The 17,011-nt window shown below is 74.9% G+C and carries 13 protein-coding genes; 6 read left to right on the top strand and 7 right to left on the bottom strand.

Annotated features, from left to right (window positions below):
• Positions 1-4: 4 nt before the first annotated feature.
• The 7 genes from rplU to ACI8AC_RS02195 form a co-directional block, all read right to left on the bottom strand.
• A complete protein-coding gene (rplU, locus tag ACI8AC_RS02165; RefSeq protein WP_089405053.1) occupies positions 5-316 on the bottom strand; it encodes a 50S ribosomal protein L21 in 312 nt (103 codons plus the stop codon).
• Positions 317-521: 205 nt separating this feature from the next.
• Positions 522-3,905, bottom strand: coding sequence for an Rne/Rng family ribonuclease (locus ACI8AC_RS02170; protein ID WP_456894740.1), 3,384 nt, complete (start codon positions 3,903-3,905; stop codon positions 522-524).
• Positions 3,906-4,194: 289 nt separating this feature from the next.
• Complete coding sequence (locus ACI8AC_RS02175) at positions 4,195-4,962, bottom strand: TIGR03936 family radical SAM-associated protein (protein ID WP_456894742.1); 768 nt, start codon at positions 4,960-4,962, stop codon at positions 4,195-4,197.
• Positions 4,962-6,890 (bottom strand): TIGR03960 family B12-binding radical SAM protein, encoded by a 1,929-nt coding sequence (locus ACI8AC_RS02180; protein WP_456894744.1) that lies wholly within the window; start codon positions 6,888-6,890, stop codon positions 4,962-4,964. Before ACI8AC_RS02180 ends, ACI8AC_RS02175 begins: the two co-directional genes overlap by 1 nt.
• Positions 6,891-6,980: 90 nt before the next feature.
• Positions 6,981-7,391 (bottom strand): nucleoside-diphosphate kinase, encoded by a 411-nt coding sequence (gene ndk, locus ACI8AC_RS02185; protein WP_456894746.1) that lies wholly within the window; start codon positions 7,389-7,391, stop codon positions 6,981-6,983.
• Between the two features lie 11 nt (positions 7,392-7,402).
• Positions 7,403-7,813: a DUF4233 domain-containing protein gene (locus ACI8AC_RS02190; protein WP_456894747.1), complete on the bottom strand. Its 411-nt coding sequence runs from the start codon at positions 7,811-7,813 to the stop codon at positions 7,403-7,405.
• Positions 7,810-9,189, bottom strand: a complete 1,380-nt coding sequence (locus ACI8AC_RS02195; protein ID WP_456894748.1) for a bifunctional folylpolyglutamate synthase/dihydrofolate synthase — start codon at positions 9,187-9,189, stop codon at positions 7,810-7,812. The genes ACI8AC_RS02190 and ACI8AC_RS02195 overlap by 4 nt, the downstream gene beginning before the upstream one ends.
• 42 nt (positions 9,190-9,231) lie before the next feature.
• Here ACI8AC_RS02195 and valS point away from each other — a divergent pair, with 42 nt between their 5' ends.
• From valS to ACI8AC_RS02225, 6 genes are all read left to right on the top strand, one after another.
• The gene (gene valS, locus ACI8AC_RS02200) at positions 9,232-11,817 is read left to right on the top strand and encodes a valine--tRNA ligase (protein ID WP_456894750.1); all 2,586 of its coding nucleotides are present in this window, start codon (positions 9,232-9,234) and stop codon (positions 11,815-11,817) included.
• Positions 11,818-12,089: 272 nt separating this feature from the next.
• On the top strand, positions 12,090-12,572 hold the full coding sequence (locus ACI8AC_RS02205; protein ID WP_456894752.1) for a hypothetical protein: 483 nt from the start codon (positions 12,090-12,092) through the stop codon (positions 12,570-12,572).
• Complete coding sequence (locus ACI8AC_RS02210) at positions 12,569-14,494, top strand: PAS domain S-box protein (RefSeq protein WP_456894754.1); 1,926 nt, start codon at positions 12,569-12,571, stop codon at positions 14,492-14,494. The genes ACI8AC_RS02205 and ACI8AC_RS02210 overlap by 4 nt, the downstream gene beginning before the upstream one ends.
• Complete coding sequence (locus ACI8AC_RS02215; protein ID WP_456894756.1) at positions 14,491-15,195, top strand: response regulator; 705 nt, start codon at positions 14,491-14,493, stop codon at positions 15,193-15,195. The genes ACI8AC_RS02210 and ACI8AC_RS02215 overlap by 4 nt, the downstream gene beginning before the upstream one ends.
• A 706-nt stretch (positions 15,196-15,901) precedes the next feature.
• Positions 15,902-16,183: a hypothetical protein gene (locus tag ACI8AC_RS02220; protein WP_456894758.1), complete on the top strand. Its 282-nt coding sequence runs from the start codon at positions 15,902-15,904 to the stop codon at positions 16,181-16,183.
• A gap of 264 nt (positions 16,184-16,447) precedes the next feature.
• On the top strand, positions 16,448-16,987 hold the full coding sequence (locus ACI8AC_RS02225; protein ID WP_456894760.1) for a cellulose binding domain-containing protein: 540 nt from the start codon (positions 16,448-16,450) through the stop codon (positions 16,985-16,987).
• Positions 16,988-17,011: the final 24 nt, after the last annotated feature.

Consider the following 17,011-nt stretch of genomic DNA (forward strand, 5'->3'; position numbering starts at 1 on the left):
GGCGTCAGCCCTTCGTGATGTCGCGGACGACCACGTCGGTCAGGGGCTGACGGTGCCCCTGGCGCTTGTGGTACCCGGTCTTGTTCTTGAACTTGTGGATGCGGATCTTCGGGCCCTTGCCGTGGCCGACGATCTCGCCGGTCACGGTCACGCCCGCCAGGGCCTGCGCGTCGCTGGTGACGGTGTCCCCGTCGACCAGGAGCAGGGCCGGGAGGGTGACGGTGTCGCCCGCCTCGCCGGCGAGGCGGTTGACCGTGAACCGGTCGCCCACGGCCACCTTGTGCTGACGGCCACCGGCCTTGACGACTGCGTACACCACTGACTCCTCGATCGCTTCTGGCGTGTCCTGCGCGCTCCCCGGCACGGGAGCGCCGGTTGCGGGACGGGCTGCGCTCGCCTCCCGGCGGCACCTGCCGGTGCCCGCACCGGGGCGGTGCAACCCGGCCAGCGTACCCGAGCCCCGGTGGCCCCGCCGCAGGGTCCCACCGCGAGCTCGCGCGGAGTGGGGGCGGCGGGGTCCGTCAGGAGGCCGGCGGGCCGGCCGGCCGGCTGGCCGCCCGGCGGCGGCGCGGCCGGGTCCCGGTCGGGGCGGGGTCCGCCGCGGCCGGGGCGTCCTGGCCGTCCTCGGCCCGCTCGGTCGGCTCGTCGGCCGGTCCGGGGTCGTCGGGCCCGGCGCCGGGCGGGACGTCGTCCTCCTCGGCTCCCCCGGCCTCCCCGGCAGCCGCCGGAGCCGGGGGCAGCGGGGCGACCACCTGCACGGCGGTCGGCACCGCCGCGTCGGCCCGCGTGGCGGGTGCGGCACCCGGCCCGGGGGTGCCGGCGTCGGGCCGGCCGCCCGGCGCCGCGGCCTCGGCCGGGACGCCGTCCCACGACGGGACGTCGGCCGTGACCCCGTCCCCCGACGGGACGTCGGCCGTAGCCCCGTCCCCCGACGGGACGTCGGCCGTGACCTCGTGCCCCACCGCCTCGCCGGCCGCCACCTCGCCGGTCACCACGTCGTCAGCCGCCGGCTCGTCGGCCGGGGCGTCGTCCGTGGCCTCCTCGGTCGCGCTGGAGACGATCGCGGCGTCCTCGGCCGCCCGCTCCTCGCCGGCCTGGCTGCGGTTGCGCCGCCCGCGGCTGCGCCGGCCGCCCGAGCGCTGCCCCTCCCCCTCGCCGTCGGGCGACCCCGCCGGACGCGACGCGGTGTCCTCGGTGCGGCCGCCGGTGTCCTGGGTGCCCGCGTCCTTGGTCCCGGTGCCCGTGCCGCCGGCGTCCTTGCCGCCCGACTCCTTGCCGCCCGACTCCTTGCCGCCCGTGTCCTTGCCGCCCGACTCCTTGCCGCCCGACTCCTTGGCCGAGCCGCCGCGGCCGGCGTCCCGGCGGCCGTTGCCGCCGCCGTTGCCGCCCCGGCGCCGCTCGTCGACCGGGTCGGTGTGCACCAGCACACCCCGGCCACGGCAGTGCTCGCACGGCTCGGAGAAGACCTCGAGCAGGCCCTGACCGACCCGCTTGCGGGTCATCTGCACCAGGCCCAGCGAGGTGACCTCGGCGACCTGGTGCTTGGTGCGGTCGCGGCCCAGGCACTCGGTCAGGCGCCGCAGGACGAGGTCGCGGTTGCTCTCCAGCACCATGTCGATGAAGTCGATGACGATGATGCCGCCGATGTCGCGCAGCCGGAGCTGGCGGACGATCTCCTCGGCCGCCTCCATGTTGTTGCGCGTGACGGTCTGCTCGAGGTTGCCGCCGGAGCCGGTGAACTTCCCGGTGTTGACGTCGACGACGGTCATCGCCTCGGTGCGGTCGATGACCAGCGAGCCGCCGGAGGGCAGCCAGACCTTGCGGTCGAGCGCCTTGGCCAGCTGCTCGTCGATGCGCAGGGCGGAGAAGACGTCGCCCTCGCCGGTGTGGCGGGTCAGCCGGCCCGACAGCTCCGGGGACACGTGCGCGACGTAGGCCTCGACGGTGTCCCAGGCGTCGTCGCCCTGGACGACGAGCTCCTTGAAGTCCTCGTTGAAGACGTCGCGGATGACGCGGATCGCGAGGTCCGGCTCGCCGTACAGCAGCGACGGCGCCCCGCCGGACCCGTTCTGCGCGGCCTCGGCCTTCTTCTCGATGACCTCCCACTGCGCCTTGAGCCGGTTGACGTCGCGGGTGAGCTCCTCCTCCGAGGCGCCCTCGGCGGCGGTCCGGATGATCACACCGGCGTCCTCGGGGACGATCCGCTTGAGGATGTCCTTGAGCCGCTGCCGCTCGGTGTCGGGCAGCTTCCGGCTGATGCCGGTCATCGAGCCGCCGGGCACGTAGACCAGGAACCGGCCGGGGAGGTTGACCTGCTGGGTCAGCCGCGCGCCCTTGTGGCCGATCGGGTCCTTGGTGACCTGCACGAGGACCTTGTCCCCGGACTTGAGCGCCTGCTCGATGGAGCGCTGCTTGCCCGACAGGCCGGCGGCGTCCCAGTTGACCTCACCGGCGTAGAGGACGGCGTTGCGGCCCTTGCCGATGTCGATGAAGGCCGCCTCCATGGAGGGCAGCACGTTCTGCACCCGGCCGAGGTAGACGTTCCCGGCGAAGGACGTCGCCTGCGCCTGCGTGACGTAGTGCTCGACGAGCACGTCGTCCTCGAGGACGGCGATCTGGGTGCGCTCGCCGCGCTGGCGGATGACCATCTTGCGGTCCACGGCCTCGCGGCGGGCGAGGAACTCGGCCTCGGTCAGGATCGGCGCACGCCGGCGACCGGTGTCCCGGCCGTCCCGCCGGCGCTGCCGCTTGGCCTCCAGGCGGGTGGAGCCGGTGACGCCCCGGACGTCGTCGTCGCTGGTGGTCCGCCCGTCCCGGCCGGCGCGCTCGGGGCGCTCCTCCTCGCCGCTCTCGGCCCGCTCCTCCGCGCTCCCCCGACGGCGGCGGCGACGGCGGCGCCGGGTGCTCGAGCCGCCCTCCTCGCCCTCGGCGGTGTCGGTGTCGGTGTCGTCCTCGTCGTCGGACCCGGTGCCCTGGTCCTCGTCGGCGTCCTCGGACTCGTCGGCGTCCTCGCCCTCGGCGGTGTCGTCCCCGCTGCGGCCCCGGCCCCGGCCGCGGCGGCCTCGGCGCCGGCGCCGGCTGCCGCCCGAGGTGCCCTCGTCGCGGTCCTCCGCCTCGTCGGTGTCGGTGTCGTCCTCGTCGGCCTGCTCGTCGTCCGCGGCGGCGTCCTGGCCGCCGGTGCCGGCCTCGTCACCGCCGGAGCGCCGGCGGGAGCGGCTGCGCCGCGACCGCGGGGCGCGGGTCTCCTCGTCGGTGTCCGGGGTCTCGGCGTCGCCGGTGCCCGCGGTGTCGTCGCGGTCCTCGTCCTCCACCGCGGGGGACTCCGCCTGGGTGCGGCGGCTGCGCCGGCGCGGGGGCGCGGGCTCCTCGGCCTCGGCCGGCGCGACGAAGCTGACGAACGCCGGCACGGTCGGGGCCACCGGCGGCGGCGCGGGGTGGTCGCCCGGTTCGGCCGCGCCCGCCGGACGGGTCGCCCGCCGGCGGGGCCGGGCCACGACCGCGGTCGGCTCCGGCGAGCTGAAGTGCGCGCCGAACCGGCTGAACGGGGTGTCCTCCGACTCGGTGGGCTCCGCGGGCTCGGTGGGTTCCGCGGTGGCGGCGGGCTGCGCGGGGGCGGCGGGCTGCGCCGCGGACCCCTCGGTCGCCTCCGGGTTCCCCGCCTCGCCGTCGGCCCCGGCCTCGTCCTCGGCTTCCTGCTCGGCCGGGGTCTCCCCCGCGGCCGCGCCGTCGGGCAGCGCAGCGGGGTCATCGGGCAGCGCCGCGGGGTCATCGGGCAGCGCCGCGGGGTCATCCGGCAGCGCCGCGGGATCGAGGCCCTCGTCGGCGGGCGGCGGCCCGGCCGGGGTGGCCTCGGGAGCGCTCCCCTCGGCGGCGGTGCGGGTGCTGTCGTCGTCCTGGTCGGCCACGAGTGGCTCGCCTCCTGTGTGGTGCCCCCGGGCGCCGGTCGGTACTGCGACAGGCGGCCGCGCAGGAGCACGGGTTGGGCGGGTCGGGCGGCGGGCGCCGGGGTGCGGCGGCTGCGTCCGGCCCACGAAGTCTGTGGGTGGCGCCCGGGTGCGAGGTCGTCGCGCCCGGGTGCCGGTGCTGCGGTGGTGCTGGTCTGCGGTGGTGCTGGTCTGCGGTGGTGCGAGATCCGGGGTGCGTCACGCCTGGCAGCCGTGCCGCGCGACGGCGTGCGGCCCGGGGGACCACCGGTCAGACCGTCGCACGCTCCCCCTGGCAGCGGTCGCGCGCGGCGCGGTCCGGACCGAGCGGGTCGGCCACCGTCCCACTGTCGTCGAGCCGGCCCTGCGCCTCACGCACGGCCCGAGGGGGCAACGGCGGGCGCAGGTCGGCGACGGCAGTCAGAGCGGCCAACACGTCGTCGGGTCGAACGGCGGGCGTCACCTGCCGGACGACCAGGCTCAGTATGGCACAACCTGCTGTCCCGCCCGCCGAAGCGGCGGCCACGGCGACCCGCGCGTCGACGTCCCGGAGCCCGTTCTTGGTGCGCTTGGCGACCGTCACCTCCTCGCGGGCCAGGAACGCCGCGACGGCCGCGGCCAGGTGCTCCGGCTCGACGCCGGGCAGCTCGACCCGCCAGGCGGCGGCGTCGATCCGGTCGGCGAGCGAGCCACCACCCTCCGCGGCCTGCACGCACTCGAGGACGTCGACGCCCGGCGGCAGCGAGGCGTCCAGCGCGGCGCGCACCTCCTCGGGGTCGCGGGCCTCGGCCAGCCCGATCTCCACGTACTCGGCCTCGCTGGCCGCACCGGTCGGCGCGGCACCGACGTAGGAGATCTTCGGGTGCGGGCTGAACCCGGCCGAGAACGCCATCGGCACCCGGGCGCGGCGCAGCGCCCGCTCCAGCGCGCGGGCGAGGTCGCGGTGGGAGGCGAAGCGCAGCGGGCCGCGCTTGGTGTAGCGCAGCCGCAGGCGCTGGACGGTGGGCGGCGGGGGCGGCCCGGTGGGCTGGCGGGCCACTACCGGCCGACGACCGTGAGCGGGAGCAGGCTGCGCCCGGTCGGCCCGATCTGGATCTCGGTGCCGTTGGTCGGGCAGACGCCGCAGTCGTAGCAGGGGGTCCACCGGCAGTCGGCGACCTCCTCCTCGGAGAGGGCGTCCTGCCAGTCGTCCCAGAGCCACTCCTTGTCCAGCCCGGAGTCCAGGTGGTCCCAGGGCAGCACCTCGTGCTCGGTCCGCTCACGGGTGGTGTACCAGTCGAGGTCGACGCCGAGGGGGGGCAGCTCGGCGGCGGCCGCGGCGGTCCAGCGCTCGTAGGAGAAGTGCTCGCTCCAGCCGTCGAACCGGCCGCCCTCGCGCCAGACCCGCTCGACGACCCGGCCGATCCGCCGGTCGCCCCGGGAGAGCAGCCCCTCGACGATGCCCGGCTTGCCGTCGTGGTAGCGCAGCCCGATGGAGCGGCCGATGCGGCGGTCGCTGTTGATGGCCTGCCGCAGCAGCCTCAGCCGGGAGTCGACGGTCTCCGCGCTCGCCTGCCCGGCCCACTGGAACGGGGTGTGCGGCTTGGGCACGAACCCCCCGATGGAGACCGTGCAGCGGATGTCCTTGCGGCCGCTGGCCTCCCGGCCGGCGCGGATCACCTCGACCGCCAGCTCGGCGATCTCCAGCACGTCCTCGTCGGTCTCGGTCGGCAGACCGCACATGAAGTAGAGCTTCACCTGCTGCCAGCCGTTGGCGTAGGCGGTCGTGACGGTGCGGACCAGGTCGTCCTTGGACACCGTCTTGTTGATCACCCGGCGGATCCGCTCGCTGCCGCCCTCGGGGGCGAAGGTGAGCCCGGAGCGCCGGCCGTTGCGGGACAGCTCGTTGGCGAGGGTGACGTTGAAGGCGTCGACCCGGGTGGAGGGCAGCGACAGCCCGGTGTTGGTGCCCTCGTAGCGGTCGGCCAGCTCCTTGGCGACCTGCCCGATCTCGGAGTGGTCGGCGCTGGACAGCGACAGCAGGCCGACCTCCTCGTAGCCGGTCGCGCGCAGGCCCTGGTCGACCATCGAGCCGATCCCGGTGATGGTCCGCTCCCGGACCGGGCGGGTGATCATGCCGGCCTGGCAGAACCGGCAGCCGCGCGTGCAGCCGCGGAAGATCTCCACGCTCATCCGCTCGTGCACGCTCTCGGCCATCGGCACCAGCGGCTGCTTCGGGTAGGGCCACTCGTCGAGGTCCATGACGGTGCGCTTGCCGACCCGCGCGGGGACGTCGTCGCGGGTGCGGGTCACGGCGGCGATCGCGCCGTCCGGGCCGTAGGAGACCGCGTAGAAGCGGGGCACGTAGACGCCCTCGACCCGGGCGAGGCGGGCCAGCAGCTCCACCCGGCCGCCGGGCCGGCCCTGCTCCTTCCAGGCCCGCACCACGTCGGTGATGTCGCCGACGACCTGCTCGCCGTCCCCGAGGACCGCGCAGTCGACGAAGTCCGCGATCGGCTCGGGGTTGAACGCGGCGTGCCCGCCGGCGACCACGACCGGGTGCGTCTCGTCGCGGTCCACCGCGTGCAGCGGGACCCCGGCCAGGTCGAGCGCCTCGAGGAGGTTCGTGTAGCCCAGCTCGGTGGCGAAGCTGACGCCGAGCAGGTCGAAGTCGGCCACCGGGCGGTGCGCGTCGACGGTGAACTGGCCGACGCCGTGCTCGCGCATCAGGGCGGCGAGGTCGGGCCAGACGGCGTAGGTGCGCTCGGCGAGGGCGTCGTCCCGCTCGTTGAGCACCTCGTAGAGGATCATGAGGCCCTGGTTGGGCAGCCCGACCTCGTAGGCGTCGGGGTACATCAGCGCCCAGTGGACGGCGACGTCGTCCCACGCCTTGACCTGCGCGTTCAGCTCGCCGCCGACGTACTGGATCGGCTTCTGCACCTGCGCGAGCAGGGGCTCCAGTCGGGGGTACAGGGTCTCACCGCTCATGACCTGTCCAGGGTAGACGGATGAAGGGCCCCGTCCTCCCCACCCTTCGCGAGCTCAGGGCGGGCCCTGGACGGGGCCGTCGTCCAGGGGCTAGCCCAGCTGCGGGAAGAACAGGCCGATCTCGCGGGCGGCGGACTCGCCGGAGTCCGAGCCGTGCACGATGTTGCTCTGCACCTCCAGGGCGAAGTCGCCGCGGATGGTGCCGGGGGTGGCCTTGACCGGGTCGGTGGCGCCGGCCAGCGCGCGGAACGCCTCGATCGCCCGGGGGCCCTCGACGACCAGCGCGAGCAGCGGGCCGCCGGTGATGAACTCGACGAGGGAGCCGAAGAACGGCTTCTCCCGGTGCTCGCCGTAGTGCTCCTCGGCGACCTCCCGGGTCAGCGTGCGCAGCTCGGCGGCGACCAGGCGCAGGCCCTTGGCCTCCAGACGCGAGATCACCTCGCCGACGAGACCGCGGGCGACGCCGTCGGGCTTGACCAGGACCAGGGTGCGTTCCGTCACGGGGCGGCAGCCTACGGGGCGCCGTCACCGGCGGGACCGCCGTCCTCCCGGCGGCACGGCGCCGCGGGGTCGCGGAAGGGGTGGCCGAGCAGTTCCCTGCGGACCTGCAGCAGGTAGGCCCAGATGAGCACGAAGGCCCCGCCGACGAACCACATCACCCCGTCGATCAGCCCGGTGAGGAGCAGCGGGACCTGCAGCACGGTGCCGACGAGCAGCCCGGCGGGACGGCGCTGCACGCCCGCGGCCAGCACGAGGACCACCGCCAGCACCAGCAGCACGGTGAGCCGGCCGCCGGTCAGCCCCTCGCCGGTCTGCGCGATGCCCCGCGGCACGAAGAGGACGGCGATGCCCTCGAGCACCAGGATCGCGGCCGCCACCCCGCGCAGCGCCCGGGCCGCGCGGACGGGGTCGGGCGCGGTCACGGGGCCTGCCCGCCGAGCAGGGTGCGGGCCTCCCCCGCCGTGATCACGCTGCCGGTGACCAGCACGCCGGAGCCGCCGAGCGCGTCGTCCGGGCCGGCCTCGGCCAGCTCGATCGCCTCGGTGAGCGCGTCGGGCAGCCGCGGGGAGACGCTGACCCGGTCGGCGCCGAAGACGTCGACGGCCAGGGCGCCGAGCTCGTCGGCCGGCATCGCCCGCGACGAGCTGTTCTGGGTGACGACCAGCTCGGCGCAGAGGTCCTCGAGTTCACCCAGCATGCCGCCGACGTCCTTGCCGCGGACCGCGCCGACGACCCCGATCAGCCGGGTGAAGTCGAAGGACTCCCGGATCGCCTCGACGGTGGCGGCCATGCCGGCCGGGTTGTGCGCGGCGTCGACCAGCACGGTCGGGCTGGTGCGCACCCGCTCCAGCCGGCCGGGCGAGCGCACGGCGGCGAAGGCGGCCCGCACCGTGTCGGGGTCGATCGGGCCGGTCGTCGCGCCGGCGCCGAGGAACGCCTCGACGGCGGCCAGCGCGGTGGCCGCGTTCTGCGCCTGGTGGGCGCCGAACAGCGGCAGGAAGACGTCCTCGTACTCACCGCCGAGGCCCTGCAGGCGCAGCTGCTGGCCGCCGACGGCGACCCGGCGGTCGAGCACCCCGAACTCGGTGCCCTCCCGGGCGACGACCGCCTCGACCTCCACCGCGCGGCGGACCAGGGTGTCCAGCGCGGCCGGCTGCTGGCGGGCCAGGACGGCGACCGCGTCGGCCTTGATGATCCCGGCCTTCTCGCCGGCGATCGTGCCGACGTCCGGGCCGAGGTACTCCGCGTGGTCCAGCGCCACCGGGGTGACGACGGCGACCCGCCCGTCGGCGACGTTGGTGGCGTCCCAGGTGCCGCCCATGCCGACCTCGACGACCGCGACGTCGACCGGCGCCTCGGCGAAGGTGGCGAAGGCCAGGCCGACCATGACCTCGAAGAAGCTCATCGGGTGCTCGCCGGCGGCGTCGACCATCGCCACGTAGGGGGCGATGTCGTCGTAGGTCTCCACGAAGCGATCGGCGCCGACCGGCTCCCCGTCGAGCACCACCCGCTCCCGCACCGACTGCAGGTGCGGGCTGGTGAACCGGCCCACCCGCAGGCCGAAGCCGCGCAGCAGCTCGTCGACCATGCGGGCGGTCGTCGTCTTCCCGTTCGTGCCGGCGACGTGCACGACCGGCATGGCGCGGTGGGGCGAACCGAGCAGGTCGACCAGCGCGGAGATGCGGGTCAGCGAGGGTTCCAGGCGGTTCTCGGGCCAGCGGGCCAGCAGCTCCGCCTCGACGCGGGCCAGCTCGGCGTCCCCGCCGTCCACCCGCCCGGTCCCCAGCCCTGCGCTCATCCTGCTCAGGATGCCAGCCGCCGGGTTCCTAGGATGAGGGGCATGACCACCGACATCCACACCCCGGAGACCACCGTCCCCGGAGCGGGCGCCGGTGTACCCGACAAGCCCTCGCTCGACGGCCTCGAGAGCAAGTGGGTGGCGCGCTGGGCCGACGCCGACACCTACGCCTTCGACCGTCCGGCCGCCCTGGCCGCGCCGCGCGAGCAGGTCTACTCGATCGACACCCCGCCGCCGACCGCCAGCGGGTCGCTGCACGTGGGTCACGTGTTCAGCTACACCCACACCGACATCGTGGCCCGCTACCAGCGCATGCGGGGCAGGCACGTCTTCTACCCGATGGGGTGGGACGACAACGGCCTGCCCACCGAGCGCCGGGTGCAGAACTACTACGGCGTGCGCTGCGACCCCTCGCTGCACTACGACCCGTCGTTCGAGCCGCCGGCCAAGCCGGGCAAGGACCAGCAGCCGGTCTCGCGGCAGAACTTCGTCGAGCTCTGCGAGCGGCTGACCGAGGAGGACGAGCGCGCCTACGAGCAGCTGTGGCGCCGGGTCGGCCTGTCGGTGGACTGGTCGAACGTCTACCGGACGATCTCGGCGTCCTCCCGCGCCACGGCGCAGAAGATGTTCCTGCACAACCTGGCCCGCGGCGAGGCCTACGCGCAGGAGGCCCCGACCCTGTGGGACGTCAGCTTCCGGACGGCGGTGGCCCAGGCCGAGCTCGAGGACCGGGAGCGCCCCGGCGCCTACCACCGGATCTCCTTCCACGGCCCGGGCGGCCCGGTGTTCATCGAGACCACCCGCCCCGAGCTGCTGCCGGCCTGCGTGGCCCTGGTCGCCCACCCCGACGACGAGCGCTACCGGCAGCTGTTCGGCCGGACGGTGCGGACGCCGGTCTTCGGGGTCGAGGTGCCCGTGGTGGCGCACCGCCTCGCCGAGCCGGACAAGGGCTCGGGCATCGCGATGATCTGCACCTTCGGCGACCTCAACGACGTCACCTGGTGGCGGGAGCTGCAGCTGCCGACCCGCGCGGTCGTGGGCCGGGACGGCCGGCTGGTCGCCGACGCCCCGGCCGGGGTGCCCGCCGGGCCGTACGCGGAGCTGGCCGGCAAGACCGTGTTCAGCGCCCAGCAGCGCATGGTGGAGATGCTCCGCGAGTCCGGCGACCTGCACGGCGAGCCGAAGGCGATCACCCACCCGGTCAAGTTCTACGAGAAGGGCGACCGGCCGCTGGAGATCGTGACGACCCGCCAGTGGTACATCCGCAACGGCGGGCGCTCCCCGGAGCTGCGGGAGGCGCTGGTCGCCCGGGGCCGGGAGATCCGGTGGGTGCCCGAGCACATGCGGTACCGGTACGAGAACTGGGTCGAGGGCCTCAACGGCGACTGGTTGATCAGCCGGCAGCGGTTCTTCGGCGTCCCGTTCCCGGTCTGGTACCGGCTGGACGACGCGGGTGAGCCCGTCCACGACGACCCGATCGTGGCGGCCGAGGAGACGCTGCCGGTCGACCCGTCCTCCGACGTGCCGCCGGGCTTCCGCGAGGACCAGCGCGGGAAGCCGGGCGGGTTCGTCGGCGACCCCGACGTCATGGACACCTGGGCGACGTCGTCCCTCTCGCCGCAGGTCGCCTCGGGCTGGGAGACCGACCCGGAGCTGTTCGCGCACGTCTTCCCCATGGACCTGCGCCCGCAGGCGCACGACATCATCCGGACCTGGCTGTTCTCCACCGTGGTGCGCTCGCACTACGAGTTCGGGACGGTGCCGTGGTCGCACGCGGCGATCTCCGGCTTCGTGGTCGACCCCGACCGCAAGAAGATGTCGAAGTCCAAGGGCAACGTGGTCACCCCGATCGACGTGCTGGAGCGCTACGGCACCGACGCCGTGCGCTGGCGGGCCGCCGGCGCCCGGCCGGGGGCGGACTCGCCGTTCGACGAGGCGCAGATGAAGGTCGGCCGGCGGCTGGCCATCAAGATCCTCAACGTCGGGAAGTTCGTGCTGGGCCTGGGGGCGTCGGCCGACCTGCCGGCCTCGGCCGTGACCGAGCCGGTCGACCGCAGCATGCTGGCGGGGCTGACCGCGGTCGTCGACGAGGCGACCGCGGCGATGGACGCCTACAACTACACCCGCGCGCTCGAGGTGACCGAGGCCTTCTTCTGGTCGTTCTGCGACGACTACGTGGAGCTGGTGAAGTCCCGCGCCTACGGGTCCGGGCCCGCGGCGGAGTCGGCGCGCGCGGCGCTGGCGACGGCGCTGTCGGTGCAGCTGCGGCTGTTCGCCCCGGTGCTGCCGTTCGTCACCGAGGAGGTCTGGTCGTGGTGGCAGTCGGGATCGGTGCACCGGGCGCTGTGGCCGACGGCCGGCGAGCTGCCGACCGGCGGTGACCCGGCGCTGGTCGGGGTGGTCGCCGCGGCGCTGGCCGGGGTGCGCAAGGCCAAGTCCGACGCCAAGCAGTCGATGCGGGCCGACGTCGCCTCGGCGACCGTGACCGCGCCGGCCGTGCAGGTGCCCCTGGTGGAGGCCGCGCGCGGCGACCTGGCCGAGGCCGGCCGGATCGCCGAGCTGACCGTCGTCGCCGGTGAGGGCCCGCTCGCGGTGGACGTCGTCCTGGCCGCCCCGACGGAGGCCTGACCCACGCCTGACCGGCGGTAGGTGCTGACCGGCGGGGCACCCAGCGGTGCCCCGCCGGTCAGCGCGCGCCGCCGGGTCCGCCGCACCGCCCGCGGGCGGTGCGGCGAAGCGGAACGCCGATCCCCCGGTCGGCCCCGTACCGCCTCCCCCGTGAGTGGTTGCCGCGACCCCTCGGAAGTCCGCGGAGGGGCTCGGATCGTCGCGGGATGTGGTCGGTGACCGCGCGGCCGAGGATGGCGGCTGGCCCACTGGTGAGCGCAGGAGGCCAGCACATGATCGACATCTTCGGACCCGGCTCGCACAGGGTGATCGGGTTCATCGTGCGGATCCTCGATCTCGGTCCCGACGAGATCGAGGCCGTCGCCGGCGCCTGGCGGCGGACACCGGCGGACGTCCGGGCGGCCGCCTGGGCGGCGATCCAGCGCTCGATGTCGCCGGTCGACCGGAGCCTCGTCCGCCACGCCGCGATGGTGGCACGCGAGGAGGCGATGACCGCCGCGCTGTCCCACGACAGCTCGGACTGGGCGTTCTGGGCGGCAGCGTGGGACGCCGCCGGCGCGCTCGCCGCCGAGCACCGCATCGACGAGGAGTCGTACCGGGTGCTCGTCGCGCCCATGGCGGTCGTGCTCGACTGGCTGCATCCCGGTGCGGGCGGCCTCGTCCCGGTGCCGCGCGAGGAGCGGCTCGAGCACGAGGTGCTGGGCGAGCCGGCCGCCTCCGAACCGGCTACCTCCCGGGTGAAGAGCACGGGATGAGCACCACCCGCGTCCGTGTCCTGGTCGCCGACGACGACAGGTCGATACGCGACGCCCTGGCCGACATCCTCGACAGCCTCCCCGGGACGGTGGTGCTCGGCGTGGCCGACGACCACGCCGACGCGGTGCGGCGAGCCGCCGAACTGCACCCGGACGTGGTCCTCGTGGACATGCGCATGCCCGCCGGCACCGGTCCCGACACCGTGCGCGAGATCCGGGCACGGGCGCCCGGTACGGCGGTGCTGGCGCTCTCCGCGTTCGAGGATCACGAGCACGTCCTCGAGATGCTCGCCGCCGGCGCCGCCGGCTACCTGCTGAAGGGCACGCCGGGCGAGGAGATCGTCGAAGCGGTGGAGCGCGCGAGCCGGGGGCAGCTCAGCATGGCCGTCGACCTGAGCGCCCGCTGCGTCGGCGCCCTGCTGCGTGACCGTACCGAGTGCCGGCGCGCCATCGCGGACCTGCGGCGCAGCGAGGAGACGTTCCACGACCTCGTGGACTTCGTGCCCGCGGCCGTGGTCCTGGTCGGGCCGGACGACCGCATCCGGCTGGTCAACGCGGGAACGCACCGGATCTTCGGTCGTTCCACGCGGGAGCTGATCGGGCAGCCCGCGTCCACCCTGCTACCCCGGCGGCACCACACGGCCTTCGCCGACTGGGTGGCGAACGCGCGGAGCGCACCCGGCGACGAGCCGCTCGTCCCCCCGGCCGAGCTGGCCGGTGTCCGGGGGGACGGGACCGAGTTCCCGGTGACCGTCACCATGAAGTTCATGCGCCTCGGCGGCGAGCAGCTGGTGGCGGTGTTCCTGCGGGCCCTCGGCGCGGCCGATGCGGCAGGGCCGCACGCCCCGCACCTGCCGGAGTCCGCTTCCGACGCCCTGGTCATCGTCGACGGAGCGGGGCGGGTCACCCTCGTCAACGGCCAGGCCGAGCGGCTGTTCGGTTACGGGAGCGACGAGCTGCTGGGACAACCGCTGGAGCTCCTCCTGGGTGGCCCCGTCGAGACGTACGTGCGCCGGTGGGGCACCCCGCACCCGTCCCCGCAGGAGCAGGTCGCCGAACCGGGCGGAGAGCTGACCGGCCGCCGCAAGGACGGCACCGTGTTCCCCGCCGACGTCGCGTTCAGCCCGGTGCGCGACGAGCGTGGGCCCTCCATCGCTGCCACGATCCGGGACCGGACCGAGCAGCGCCGTCACGAACTGGCCCTGGAGCACAGCTTCCACCTGCTGCGGAAGAGCGATCGCGAGCACCAGCTGCTGCTGACCCACCTGGTGCGGGCACAGGAGGACGAGCGCAAGCGCATCGCTGCCGGCATCCACGACGACCCGCTGCAGGCGATCACCGCGGCCTCGCTTCGACTGCAGCAACTGCGCCGCAGGCTCCACGCACCCGCCGACCGGGAGCTGCTCGCCACGGTCGAGGAGACCGTCCAGCAGGCCATCGGCCGACTGCGCCACCTCACTTTCGACCTGCAGCCCCCACCGGCCGAACGAGGGCTCGTCGCCAACCTGACCGGCTACCTCGAACAGCTCCGTTCCGACACCGGCACCGCCTACACCGTGGACAACCGGCTCCGCTTCGAGCCCAGCGCGGACGTGCAGCTGATCGTGTACCGGATCGCCCAGGAGGCGCTCACCAACATCCGCAGGCACGCCCGGGCCGGCACGGTCGCCGTCCGGTTGTCCACCGTGGACGACGGATGCCTGGTCGCCATCGCCGACGACGGGGTCGGCTACCAGCCCGTCGTGGAATCCACGCCAGGACACCTGGGCGTGCCGCTCATGGTGGAACGAGCGGAGATCGCCGGGGGGTGGTGCCGGATCGAGAGCGCCCCCGGCCGCGGGACGACGGTCGAGTTCTGGATCCCGCACACCGCCGACGTCCTCCACGGTGTGCGCCAGGCCGCAGAGATGCCCGCACCATGACGACCTCGGAGACACCGCTGGTCGCCCCGATCCGGGTCATGCTCGTCGAGGACCACCAGGTGGTCGCCGAGAGCCTGGCCGCCCTGCTGGCGGACTACCCCGATCTGCAGGTCCTGGGCTGGGTCCCCACCGTGGCCGCCGCCGTCGAGGCAGCCCAGCGGCACGATCCCGACGTCGTGCTCGTCGACTTCCGGCTGCCCGACGGCAGCGGCGCCCAGGCGGCCGCCGAGATCCACCGGCGCCGGCCCCGCGCCGCCATCGTCTTCCTCAGTGCCGACGAGTCCGACGACGCCGTGACCGCGGCGGTCGAAGCCGGCGCAGCGGGCTACCTGCTCAAGTCCGCACCCAGCGACGAGCTCGTCCGTGCCATCCACCGGGCAGCCGAAGGCGAGATCCTCATCCCCGCCCAACGACTGGCCGAGCTGCTGGCCCGGCGCCGTGCCGTCGTGCGCCGACGGGCCGAGTACGCGCGGCTGACCGCCAGCCTCACCCCGCGGGAGCGCGAGATCCTCGGCCTGATGGCCCGAGGCATGGACAACCGCGCACTGGCGCGCCATCTGCACATCGAGTACTCGACGGTGCGCAGCCACGTCCGCAAGGTGCTGGTCAAGCTCGGGGCCCGTTCCATGCTCGAAGCCGTCGCGAAGGCCACCGAGGCCGGGATCGTGCCGGCCCCGGCGTCGCACGACGAGTCGCGGTGAACCGACGGGTGCGAGCCGGACGAGACCCGTCGCGCCCCGGGTTCGGCAGGACGCGGGATCCTGGCCGCGACCGCGGCGATCGGCGCCGTGGTCGCGTCCCGGTGCTCGTGCCGGACGACCGGGGCGCTGCGGCCGGGTCGACGCCCCGGGCGTAGGCCGGGCCTCCCCGCGCAGGCGCGGCCCGCGGTCGAGCACCTTCCTGGACGGCGGCCACCCGGCGTGGACACCGGCCGGCACGGTGGCCGGGCGGCTCCCGCGGGGCCGGAGCCGCCGGCCGCGCGGACAGCACCACGGTCGACGTGGCGGACGTCGACACCGCTGCCGGCGGGCTCCGTCACGGCGCCGAGGTGCTCGACACCCTCGGTGAGACCTTCGCCCGTCGGCCCCGTGCGGCCTCCCCCGAGGGTGGGTTGCCGCGACCCCTCCCAAGTGCCCGGCCGCGCTCGGGCACTCGCGGGATGTCGGCGGCGACCCACCCGGTCGAGGATGGCGGCCAGCCACAGAGGGGCACAGGATGCCTTGCGGAGACGAGGGCGGGGTCATGCGGCTGTTCGCGCTGCCATCACTGGCCATCTGCACTCCGGCACCGACCGTTCCGGCCTCGACCAGGCGTCACCGGGGGACGCCGTGGCTCCGTGACGGGAGCTTCCCCGTGTACGTGCACCGGGCCGGGCGGCGGAGATGGGTCCGCGGACGCGCCGTGTGGGTGCACGACGTGCTCGCCTTCCGTGCGAGTGCCGCGGTCGTCCGTGCCGGTTCCGAGGGGGGCGCTTCGCTGTTCTGGGTGACCGGCATCCACCGACGCGCACCCACGTCCGACGAGCGACGGTGGGTGCACCACCTCGGCGGCGGCATGGTGCTCGCGACGGTCCTCCTCGAGGGAGGAGGTTCGGTCGACGTCGCAGTGCGCCGCGAACACGAACCCGCCTTGGTCGGCGGCATCCGCCTCGACGAGGCGAGGACATCCGCCCCGGCCGGGGGCGGATGACCGCCCGGGAGCCGTCGACCGGTGTTCCACCGCGCGCGGCGTGCGGTCGGTCGACCCGAGGTCGCGACACGAGGCAGCAGGCCTCGGGCGGCCGCCCGTCCCGGGGAGCACCGTTCCCGCGACCTCCCGCCCCGGGCCGGGAGCGGGCACGGGCCGCCTCAGCACCTGGAGCACCAGGCCGTGCGAGGAGGACGGACCGGGCCGGACGAGCCTCGATGTCGCCGCACACCGGATCGACACCGCCGGGAGGAGAGGAGAAGTCCGTTGAGGTCGACACGACGAAGGTCCGCCAGGCGCTGGAAGCTGCTCGTCGTCCCGGTCGCCGTGGTGGCCGGCCTGGCGATCGCACTGCTGGTCGGCACCGCCACCGGCTCCGGTCAGGAAGCGGGCTCGGTCACGGCGCCGTCGGACCGGCCCGGGCGCGACGGCTCCGGGGCCGGCGCGCAGGCCGCGGGTCGCCCGGTCGTCTTCCCGCCGCCGGGACCGGGGACCGGGTGCCGCGTCGACTACGCCGGCACGAGCTGGCCGGGTCAGTTCGTCGCGGAGGTGACCCTGACCAACACGGGGGCGGCGACGATCGACGACTGGGAGCTGACCTTCACCTTTCCCGGCGACCAGGTGATCAGCCGCGCCTGGGACGCCACCTACACCCGGACCGGCCGGAGCGTGTCCATGACGAACGAGGACTGCTACAGCGCTCTCATCCGGCCGGGAGCCGGGTGGTCCTTCGGCTTCCTGGGGACCTGGACCTCCGACGACACGGCCCCCACCGAGTTCCGGGTGAACGGCACGCCCTGCACCTGACCGACCCGGGGCAGGGGGTCGTCC

This window comes from Geodermatophilus sp. SYSU D00758, assembly GCF_054049955.1.